General features: G+C 69.2%; 11 protein-coding genes and 1 pseudogene. 6 read left to right on the top strand and 6 right to left on the bottom strand.

What is annotated here, in order from left to right; genetic code table 11:
• The 4 genes and pseudogenes from ABZ281_RS22360 to ABZ281_RS22345 form a co-directional block, all read right to left on the bottom strand.
• Positions 1 to 375 (bottom strand): annotated as a pseudogene (locus ABZ281_RS22360) (hypothetical protein); the annotation flags it as partial.
• A 266-nt stretch (positions 376 to 641) separates the two neighbouring features.
• Positions 642 to 965, bottom strand: a complete 324-nt coding sequence (locus tag ABZ281_RS22355; RefSeq protein WP_356657990.1) for an STAS domain-containing protein — start codon at positions 963 to 965, stop codon at positions 642 to 644.
• Positions 966 to 1,114: 149 nt separating this feature from the next.
• On the bottom strand, positions 1,115 to 1,963 hold the full coding sequence (locus ABZ281_RS22350; protein WP_356657988.1) for a 3-hydroxyacyl-CoA dehydrogenase family protein: 849 nt from the start codon (positions 1,961 to 1,963) through the stop codon (positions 1,115 to 1,117).
• Positions 1,964 to 2,054: 91 nt separating this feature from the next.
• Entirely contained in the window at positions 2,055 to 3,272 is a 1,218-nt protein-coding gene (locus ABZ281_RS22345) for a transposase (protein ID WP_356657986.1), read from the bottom strand.
• Between the two features lie 226 nt (positions 3,273 to 3,498).
• Between ABZ281_RS22345 and ABZ281_RS22340 the strand changes: the two genes are divergently transcribed.
• Positions 3,499 to 4,071 carry a cob(I)yrinic acid a,c-diamide adenosyltransferase gene (locus tag ABZ281_RS22340; protein ID WP_356657984.1) on the top strand — a complete coding sequence of 191 codons (573 nt, stop codon included), beginning with the start codon at positions 3,499 to 3,501 and terminating at the stop codon, positions 4,069 to 4,071.
• On the opposite strand, the gene ABZ281_RS22335 is transcribed toward ABZ281_RS22340, so the two are convergent.
• Entirely contained in the window at positions 4,072 to 4,260 is a 189-nt protein-coding gene (locus ABZ281_RS22335) for a DUF5708 family protein (protein ID WP_356657982.1), read from the bottom strand.
• On the bottom strand, positions 4,257 to 4,838 hold the full coding sequence (locus tag ABZ281_RS22330; protein WP_356657980.1) for a hypothetical protein: 582 nt from the start codon (positions 4,836 to 4,838) through the stop codon (positions 4,257 to 4,259). Before ABZ281_RS22330 ends, ABZ281_RS22335 begins: the two co-directional genes overlap by 4 nt.
• 153 nt (positions 4,839 to 4,991) lie before the next feature.
• Here ABZ281_RS22330 and ABZ281_RS22325 point away from each other — a divergent pair, with 153 nt between their 5' ends.
• The 5 genes from ABZ281_RS22325 to ABZ281_RS22305 all read left to right on the top strand — a co-directional run bounded on the left by ABZ281_RS22325 (position 4,992) and on the right by ABZ281_RS22305 (position 9,513).
• Complete coding sequence (locus tag ABZ281_RS22325) at positions 4,992 to 6,185, top strand: histidine kinase (protein WP_356657978.1); 1,194 nt, start codon at positions 4,992 to 4,994, stop codon at positions 6,183 to 6,185.
• Positions 6,182 to 6,823, top strand: coding sequence for a response regulator transcription factor (locus ABZ281_RS22320; RefSeq protein ID WP_356657976.1), 642 nt, complete (start codon positions 6,182 to 6,184; stop codon positions 6,821 to 6,823). The genes ABZ281_RS22325 and ABZ281_RS22320 overlap by 4 nt, the downstream gene beginning before the upstream one ends.
• Positions 6,824 to 6,946: 123 nt before the next feature.
• Positions 6,947 to 8,770, top strand: coding sequence for a glycoside hydrolase family 18 chitinase (locus ABZ281_RS22315; RefSeq protein WP_356657974.1), 1,824 nt, complete (start codon positions 6,947 to 6,949; stop codon positions 8,768 to 8,770).
• Positions 8,771 to 8,976: 206 nt separating this feature from the next.
• The gene (locus ABZ281_RS22310) at positions 8,977 to 9,219 is read left to right on the top strand and encodes a hypothetical protein (RefSeq protein ID WP_356657972.1); all 243 of its coding nucleotides are present in this window, start codon (positions 8,977 to 8,979) and stop codon (positions 9,217 to 9,219) included.
• Between the two features lie 63 nt (positions 9,220 to 9,282).
• Positions 9,283 to 9,513 (top strand): hypothetical protein, encoded by a 231-nt coding sequence (locus tag ABZ281_RS22305; protein WP_356657970.1) that lies wholly within the window; start codon positions 9,283 to 9,285, stop codon positions 9,511 to 9,513.
• Positions 9,514 to 9,537 lie beyond the last annotated feature (24 nt).

The following is a 9,537-nucleotide window of genomic DNA, read 5'->3' as shown; positions in this document are numbered from 1 at the left end:
GAGACGATGAAGCAGCAGGGTGCGCACCCCGAGGACACGGAGGGCACCTCTGACGGCCAGCAGCGGCAGGGCGGGCTGTGCGGGGCCGGGCGGCACCGGCGGGCGGGCCGCGCGGTCGGCCTCGGCACGTTCGGCCGCGGTGAGCTTCACGGGCCGGGCGGGCCGTTCGGCGGGCGGGCAGACCTCTATCTCGCTGCCGTCGACGGGGTTGACGGTCAGCAGGAAGTCACCGGAGACGAGCTGCACCGTGCGGGCGAGCGCCGGCGCGTGCTGCGCGAAGTCGGGTGTGAGGGATTCCCTGGGAGGGCGCTGGCGCGGCGCGGGGCCGTCACCGTCGTGGCCGTACTCCTCGGGTCCCTGGTTGTCAGGATCCATAGGTCAAGCCCCCCAAAAGCGTGTGTGTGCTTGGAAAAGCCCCTCCCGGCCTTGCTGCACACCGCGCTGTCGCTTCTGGTCCGGTCCCGCCGAAGGGTGTCAAGGCAGCGGGCAGCCGAACCCTAAACCTTCGCACAGTATCTACGACAGTCCGGGGTACCGCGCCGTCCATAACGTCACGGTCTCGTGAGGATTGTGCGCGTCGCACGGTTCGACGACGTGCGTCCGGGTCTCCCCGGTCGCCCGGCTCACACCCGCAGGAGGCGTCACACGCGGGGAAGGGTCTCCACCCCGATGCCACCCTCGATCGCCAGGATCCGGTGCAGGCGGGTGGCCACCAGCAGACGCTGCATCTGCGGCGGTACTCCGCGCAGCACCAGGCGCCGGCCGCAGCGGCCGGCCCGCCGGTGGGCCCCCATGATCACGCCCAGTCCGGTGGCGTCCCAGGAGTCCAGTTCGGACAGGTCCAGCACCAGGTCTCCGAGGCCGTCGTCGACGGCCGAGTGCAGGACCGTACGGGCGTCCGCCGCGCTCCGGACGTCGAGGCGGCCCCCGACGACCAGCTCGGCGTGGTCGCCCCTGATGTACATATGCGCTCCCCGTGCGTGCGAATCGTGCTCCGCGTTCTGATGTGGGTGATGCAACCTCTGACTGCGTGGAGGTGTCAGAGGTTGCTTCTTGTAAGCGAACCGATACCGAATTCACCCTGGCGTGTGATGGGCCCGGGGCATGTGCGGTTTCAGTGCTTGTAGAAGCCCTGCCCGCTCTTGCGTCCGATGTCACCGGCGTCAACCATCCGGCGCATCGACTCGGGAGCCGCGAACTTCTCGTCCTGGGACTCGGTGTAGATGTTGTTCGTGGCCTGCAGCAGGATGTCGACGCCGGTCAGGTCCGCCGTCGCCAGCGGGCCCATGGCGTGACCGAAGCCCAGCTTGCAGGCGAGGTCGATGTCTTCGGCGCTCGCCACGCCCGACTCCTGCAGCTTCGCGGCCTCGACGACCAGGGCGCAGATGAGACGGGTCGTCACGAAACCGGCGACGTCGCGGTTGACGACGATGCAGGTCTTGCCGACAGACTCGGCGAACTCCCGGGCCGTGGCGAGGGTTTCGTCGCTGGTCTTGTAGCCGCGGACGAGTTCGCACAGCTGCATCATCGGCACCGGCGAGAAGAAGTGCGTGCCGACAACACGCTCCGGGCGCTCCGTCGCTGCCGCGATCTTGGTGATCGGGATGGCGGAGGTGTTGGAGGCGAGGATCGCCTCGTCCTTCACGATCTTGTCGAGCGCGCGGAAGATCTCGTGCTTGACCTCGAGCTTCTCGAAGACGGCCTCGACGACGACGTCCGCGTCGGCCGCGGCGTCCAGGTCGGTGGTCGCGGTGATGCGGGCCAGGGCGGCGTCGGCGTCGTGCGCCTCCAGCTTGCCCTTGGCGACGAACTTGTCGTACGACGCCTTGATGCCGTCGGTGCCCCGCGTCAGCGCCTCGTCGGTGACGTCCCGCAGGACCACCTCCCAGCCCGCCTGTGCGGAGACCTGGGCGATGCCGGATCCCATGAGGCCGGCTCCGATGACGGCGAGCTTCCGTGCCACTGTGCGACTCCCCTGACGCGCTGCTTATGTCTGCTTCCCGGGCGGACACTAGCGCTCGTGAGGCGGCGTGCGCCTGACTTAGTAATGCGTTTCACGTCTCATGGAGTGAGACTCGTGTCACGTCCCACATGACGGACTTGGCGATCCTCCCGTCGGCCGAAGCCGAGAGGATTCCGACCTCAGCGGTCGGAGCGCTAATTCCTTGCGGTTTTGCGCTGGTTGGCGCTTCACAGACCGGCTGGCGCCGAGGTCTCCACGCCCTGTGACCCGTATGCCCGAGGGCCAGTACGTTCTTCGCGCCGACCGTGTCGGCGTGCTCTCGGTGACCGCAGGAGGTGCAGACGAACTTCGCTTGGCTCTCGCGGTTGTCCGGATGCACATATCCACAGGCAGGGCAGGTTGTTGAACTGAAAGCCGGGTTGACAGTGCGTACCGCGGTGCCTGTATGACGGGCGCGGCTGCGGACTGCCAGTTCGAAGGAGTGCCAGCCCTTGTCGAGGATCGCGCGATTCAGTCCTGCCTTCTGCCCGACATGCGTTCCCGGCTCGGCTGAGGTCCCTCTGGCGGTAGCGGTCATGCCGGCTGTGTTGAGGTCCTCGAGAACGACGAGGCCATTGCCGTCTACGACGTGGCGGGCCGTCTGCGCGTGGAAGTCCCGGCGGCGGTCGCGGACCCTTCGCACAATGACCCGCATCCTCTCTCGACACGCTTTTCGGCGGTTCGATCCCTTCTGGGTGCGGGCGTGCTGTTGCTGGAGCGTCCGGTATCGCTGGGCCTCGCCAGGGGTGATGAAACTCCTGGCGAAGAACCGGCCATCGCTGGTCGCGGCCAGCACCGCCACTCCGCGGTCAATACCGACTCGACCGCGCTCCAACGAGACTGCGGGTCCGGCGGTGCCGGTCTCCACCAGAAAGCTGACGTACCAGTGTTTGCCGTCACGTGAAACGGTGGCTGACTTCAGACTGCCGCCGAGCGGACGAGACCATCGAAAGATCACCCAGCCGAGCTTCGGCAGCCGCGCCCGGCCACGCTTGCGCCCGAGCCGCTCAATGGACAGGTGCCGCGGGTCAGGAAACCGGAAAGATGGCTGCCACCGCTGCTTCGCCCGCCACAGCACACCGAACGTGCCGTGGGTGCGGCATGCTCTGTCCAGGTCCCGAAGAGTCTGCTGGAGAATGTGGGACGGCGCGGTCCTCAGCCACGGATGCTCCACCTTGGCCTCAGCCATCTCGCGGGCCTGCTGCACATAGTCGATCCACGCGCCCCGACGCCGGTACTCGCGCCGTTGCTCGAGGCCGATGTTCCACACCGCCCGGCAGATGCTGCCGTACTCCTCGGCCCTTCTCTCTGCTCAGGCGTGAACTGGAGCCGGTATCTCCTGCCGACCAGCATGCTTCCCCCCTCCTGAGCGACGCGATGACCTCACCTCCGTCAACGACGCTCCGACCTCCAGGACACCGGTGCGAATCAGGTGCGCTTGTGCGAGACAAAAGGTGAGGGGGTACGCCCATGACACGAACGTCTAGATTGGCCACATGGTCAATCTGACACGCATCTACACCAGGACCGGCGACCAGGGCAGCACCGCCCTCGGCGACATGAGCCGGGTCGCCAAGACCGACCTGCGGATCTCCGCGTACGCCGACGCCAACGAGGCGAACGCGGCGATCGGCACGGCCATCGCGCTGGGCGGCCTGGACGAGGAGATCGTCACGGTCCTCACCCGCGTCCAGAACGACCTGTTCGACGTGGGAGCGGACCTGTCGACGCCGGTGGTGGAGAACCCGGAGTTCCCGCCCCTGCGGGTCGAGCAGTTCTACATCGACAAACTGGAGGCGGACTGCGACCGCTTCAACGAGCAACTGGAGAAGCTCCGCTCCTTCATCCTCCCCGGCGGCACCCCCGGCGCGGCACTGCTCCACCAGGCCTGCACGGTCGTACGCCGGGCCGAACGCTCGACGTGGGCGGCGCTGGATGTCCACGCCGAGGTGATGAACCCCCTCACGGCGACCTACCTCAACCGCCTGTCCGACCTCCTGTTCATCCTCGCGAGGACGGCGAACAAGGAGGTCGGAGACGTGCTGTGGGTGCCGGGCGGGGAGCGGTAGTCAGGTCCTGCCGCGTGCCGCCCGCCACAGGCCGGAGGCCACCAGCGCGCCGCCGACGCACATCATCACGATGCCGACCTTCGTGAGGGCGACGACGGGGACCTCCACATCGCCCGTGAACAGCCACAGCCCGAGGCCGATCACGAAGGTGACGACGCCTTCCACCAGATTCCCGCGGGCCTTGCTCATCGGTGTGCCCTCTCCTTCGCCGGCCGCTCCTTTGGCTCCGCCCCCGCGGGAGCCTTCCGCGGCCAGATCGCATAGCTCAGCGCGATCAGGCCGTGGATCCCGGTCGTGCGCCAGGCCACCCAGCGCCAGCTCTCCAGGGAGGTGACACGGCTCGGGTCGTCGACGTACCGGATGGCGAGCTGGATCAGCACGGTCGCGACGACGGCTCCGGTGAGCGTGCCCAGCCACACCTTGCCCTCGTGGCGTGCCCGGGCCATGCCGTAGCGGGGCGGGCCGATCGGCTTCGGGGCGCCGCCCAGCCGGTGGGCCGCGTGACCGTCGAGCCACTTCACGGTGCGGTGGCCGTGTCCGACGGTGTAGCCGATGTACAGCGCGGCCAGTCCGTGCGTCCAGTTCGGCTCGGCGCCGTTCTTCAGGTCCAGCGCGGTGGCGACCAGCAGGACGACCTCCAGCAGCGGCTCGCACAGCAGCAGCGCCAGGCCGGTGCGCGGCATCTTCAGCAGGTAGCGGGTGGCCAATCCGGCGGCCAGCAGCACCCAGAAGCCGATCTCGCAGGCGGCGATCAAGGCGACGATCACGGTTCGCTCCTCTCGGATCACCCTTCCAGGCTCCCGGTCGGCGCGGCCGGAATCGTCGTCGCGACTGACGAACCCGCGGTACATCGAAAGATGCAGCCGGGGACCCTACGTGGGGATCACGCGCCGGGCGTGACGGCCGTGTTGGATGGTGCCATGGCCGTACGACTCCCCCGCCCGCACCGCTTCGACCTCTGCGTCGCGCTGGGCGGCCTGGTCGGCGGGCTGCTGCTGTGGGGCCTGGGCCTCGCCACCCGTCCGCACACCGAGGTGTACGTCCTGCTGCCGGGGCGCTGGCCGATCCTGCTGCCGCTGCTCGTCATGTCCGGCTGCGAGCTGCTACGCCGGTCCGCCCCGCGCGCCGCCCTGCTGACCGGCACGGCCGCGATCGTCATGGACGTCGTCACCCAGGGCAACCTGGTCACGCTCCTGATGTACACCGATCTGATGTACGCGGCCGTCCTGTACGGCCCGCCCGCCTCGGCCCACCGCATCCCGCGCATCACCGGGCTGCTGTCGGTGGCGGGGACCGTGGTGCCGTTCGCGCTGTGGCGCGAGCCCGAGGCACTGCTGATCGGTGTGATCACCGGTGTCGTGGCGTTCGCGCCCGCCGCCACCGGTCTGATCGTCCGCAACCACCGCGACGCCGCAGAGGCGGCCCGGCTGCGCGCGGAACAGACCGCCCTGCTCGCCGAGATGGACCGCACCCAGGCCGTCACCGCCGAACGCGCCCGGATGGCCCGCGAGCTGCACGACATGGTCGCCAACCACCTGTCCGCGATCGCCATCCACTCCACCGCCGCCCTCTCCCTGGAGGACCCGAAGACCTCGCAGCAGGCGCTGGTGGTCATCCGCGAGAACAGCGTGGCGGGGCTGTCGGAGATGCGACGGCTGATCGGCATCCTCCGTGACTCCAGCGGCGATCTGGAACCGGCCGCGGCCCCGACCCTCGACAGCCTCGGCTCCCTGGTGGAGGGCGCCCGCACCAACGGCCTGGACGTCACGCTCGACGTCGCGCACGGCACCGTCCCCGTGCCCTTCGAGCTCGCCGCCTACCGCATCGTGCAGGAGTCCCTCACCAACGCCCTCAAGCACGCCGGACCCGGCCGAGTGGCGGTGTCCGTCGACCAGCGGGACGGGCTGCTGAACGTCACGGTGACCAGTCCCTACGGCGACCGGGACGGGCCGAGCGCCCCCGGCTCGGGCGCCGGGCTGGTCGGCATGCGGGAGCGCACCGCGCTGCTCGACGGCACCTTCGAGGCGGGTCCCGAGGACTCGCCGGCCGGCAAGTTCTGGGCCGTACGCGCCACCCTCCCCGTCCACGACACCGTCGAAGGAGACATCGCATGATCCGCGTCGTGGTCGCCGAGGACCAGTCCGCCGTCCGTGCCGGCCTGGTCCTCATCCTGGGCAGCGCGCACGACATCGAGGTGGTCGGCGAGGCCGCGGACGGTGAGCAGGCGGTGGTGCTGGCCCGGAGGCTGCGGCCGGACGTGGTGCTGATGGACGTTCAGATGCCGCGTCTGGACGGGGTGTCGGCGACCCGGCAGGTCGTCGCGGAACGGCTGGCCGACGTGCTGGTGCTGACGACGTTCGACCTCGACGAGTACGTCTTCGGGGCGCTGCGGGCGGGCGCGTCGGGCTTCCTGCTGAAGAACACCGAGGCGAGGCAGCTGCTGGAGGCGGTGCGGACGGTCGCGCGCGGAGAGGGGCTGATCGCCCCGGCGGTCACGCGGCGGCTGATCGCGGAGTTCGCCGCGAAGCCGACGCGCGAGCCGGCGGCCGATCCGGCCGTGCTGGACCGGCTCACCCGGCGCGAACGCGAGGTGCTGTCCTGCCTGGGCGAGGGCCTGTCCAACGCGGGCATCGCCGAGCGGCTGGACATGGCCGAGGCGACCGTGAAGACCCATGTCAGCCGGTTGCTGGGGAAGTTGGAGCTGCGCAGTCGCGTGCAAGCGGCGGTGCTGGCTCAGGAGTTGGGGATCTGAACCGATCCCGGACGTGGTGGTCCAGACCTATTGACCGGTGGTCCAGACCTTTCTATTCTCACCGCACCATGAGTGGGCGTGAGGCTCAGTCACGCCCCCACAACTCCATCAAGGAGGCGCAGCATGCGCTTCAGACACAGAGCCGCGGCAGGGTTCGCGACCCTGTTGCTCCCGCTGGCCGGACTCGTCGGCCTGGCGAGCCCGGCCCAGGCCGCGACGTCCGCCACCGCTTCCTACGCCAAGACCCAGGACTGGGGCTCCGGCTTCGAGGGCAAGTGGACGGTGAAGAACACCGGCACCACGGCCCTCAGTTCCTGGACCGTCGGGTGGGACTTCCCCTCGGGCACCTCCGTCACCTCCGCCTGGGACGCCGACGTCACCTCCTCCGGCACCCACTGGACCGCGAAGAACAAGTCCTGGAACGGCACCCTCGCCCCCGGCGCGTCCATCTCCTTCGGCTTCAACGGCAGCGGTACCGGCTCTCCCACGAACTGCAAGCTCAACGGCGGAAGTTGCGACGGTGGCACCACGGAACCCGGCGACAGCGCGCCGAGCGCCCCGGGCACCCCCACCGCCTCGGACATCACCAACACTTCGGTGAAGCTCTCCTGGTCCGCCGCCACCGACGACAAGGGCGTCAAGAACTACGACGTCCTGCGCGACGGCACCAAGCTCGCCACCGTGACGGGCACCTCGTACACCAGCAGCGGCCTCACCGCCGGCACCGACTACTCCTACTCCGTCCAGGCCCGTGACACCGCCGACCAGACCGGCCCGGTCAGCGGCGCCGTCCGGGTCCGCACCACGGGCGGCACCACCGAGCCGCCCACCGGCGACAAGGTCAAGCTCGGCTACTTCACCGAGTGGGGCGTCTACGGCCGCAACTACCACGTCAAGAACCTGGTGACCTCGGGCACGGCGTCGAAGATCACCCACATCAACTACGCCTTCGGCAACGTCAAGAACGGGCAGTGCACCGTCGACGACACCTACGCCGCCTACGACAAGGCCTACACGGCCGACCAGTCCGTCAGCGGCACCGCCGACACCTGGGACCAGCCGCTGCGCGGCAACTTCAACCAGCTGCGCCAGCTGAAGGCCAAGTACCCGCACATCAAGGTGCTGTACTCCTTCGGCGGCTGGACCTACTCCGGCGGCTTCGGCCAGGCCGCGGCCAACGCCGCCGCGTTCGCCAAGTCCTGCAAGGCCGTCGTGGAGGACCCGCGCTGGGCCGACGTCTTCGACGGCATCGACATCGACTGGGAGTACCCGAACGCCTGCGGCCTGAGCTGCGACGCCTCCGGCCCAGCGGCGTTCAAGAACCTGATGTCGGCGCTGCGCACCGAGTTCGGTCCGAACTACCTGGTCACCGCGGCCATCACCGCCGACGGCTCCTCCGGCGGCAAGATCGACGCGGCCGACTACGGCGGCGCCGCCCGGCATCTCGACTGGTACAACGTGATGACGTACGACTACTTCGGCGCCTTCGACAAGGACGGTCCGACCGCCCCGCACTCCCCGCTCACGTCCTACCCGGGGATCCCGCAGGAGGGCTTCAACTCGGCCGACGCGATCGCCAAGCTGAAGGGGAAGGGCGTCCCGTCCAAGAAGCTGCTGCTCGGCATCGGCTTCTACGGCCGCGGCTGGGCCGGCGTCACCCAGTCCGCCCCGGGCGGAGCGGCGACCGGCGCGGCTCCGGGCACGTACGAGGCGGGCATCGAGGACTACAAGGTCCTGAAGAACTCCTGCCCGGCCACCGGCACCATCGCCGGCACGGCGTACGCGCACTGCGGCAGCAACTGGTGGTCGTACGACACCCCGGCCACCATCGCGGGCAAGATGAGCTGGGCCAAGAACCAGGGCCTGGGCGGCGCGTTCTTCTGGGAGTTCAGCGGCGACACGAGCAACGGCGAACTGGCGAACGCCATCGACAACGGGCTGAGGTAGGTCCGCACGCCTCACAGGGAACCGGCCGCGGGCAGCCACTGGAGCTGACCGGGGCCGGTTTCACGCGCCTCTCGCGCCCCCGGCGCACGCCTTGCAGGGATTTTCGGCCATGCGGTGTGGGCCGGACGGCCAATGCCGCAACGCACGGCCCAGAGGCGACGGTGAATCTTCCAGCAACAAACGGAAGTTCTCATTCAGGGGGGACGATGAAGTTCAGGACCACGATGGCGTCCACCGGAGTACTCGCGGCGACGGCGGCCGCCGTGCTTGTGGTCGCCGGACCGGCCGCGGCCTCGGTGGCGCTCGACCCGGCCACGGGCACGGGATTCGTCGGCAAGGGCGACGTGCAGACGTCCTTCGCCTGGAACAACAAGCAACTGCAGACCAACAGCGACGGAGTGTCCTTCACATACGCCACCACCACCCACTACAGCGCGGTCTGTGAGTAGGACACCGCAACCGGAACCAAGGGGCAGAAGACCCACGACGTCACCCTCAAGCGGCACGCCGACGTGAACAGCGCGGTGGCCTACGACGCCCGGGCGCGCACCCAGATCACCGGCTTCGAGTTCACCGGTTTCGGCGCCACGACCACCAGCGCCACCGTCCCCGTCGTCGGCGAACAGTGTGTGGGCGGCGACGGCGTCCACCACAACGGGACGTGGGTGTCGCTCACCGCGGAGTCCAGCACCGGCGGCCTGTCCGTCGTCCATGGAGGGACGGCCGTGCCACTCGGCTCCTGACCACCCGGGGGAGCAGCCCGCATG

The organism is Streptomyces sp. NPDC006265, from assembly GCF_040613555.1.
GTDB lineage: Bacteria > Actinomycetota > Actinomycetes > Streptomycetales > Streptomycetaceae > Streptomyces.
Note: the sequence above shows the minus strand (reverse complement) of the source record. Positions and strands in the feature narration are given on the sequence as shown.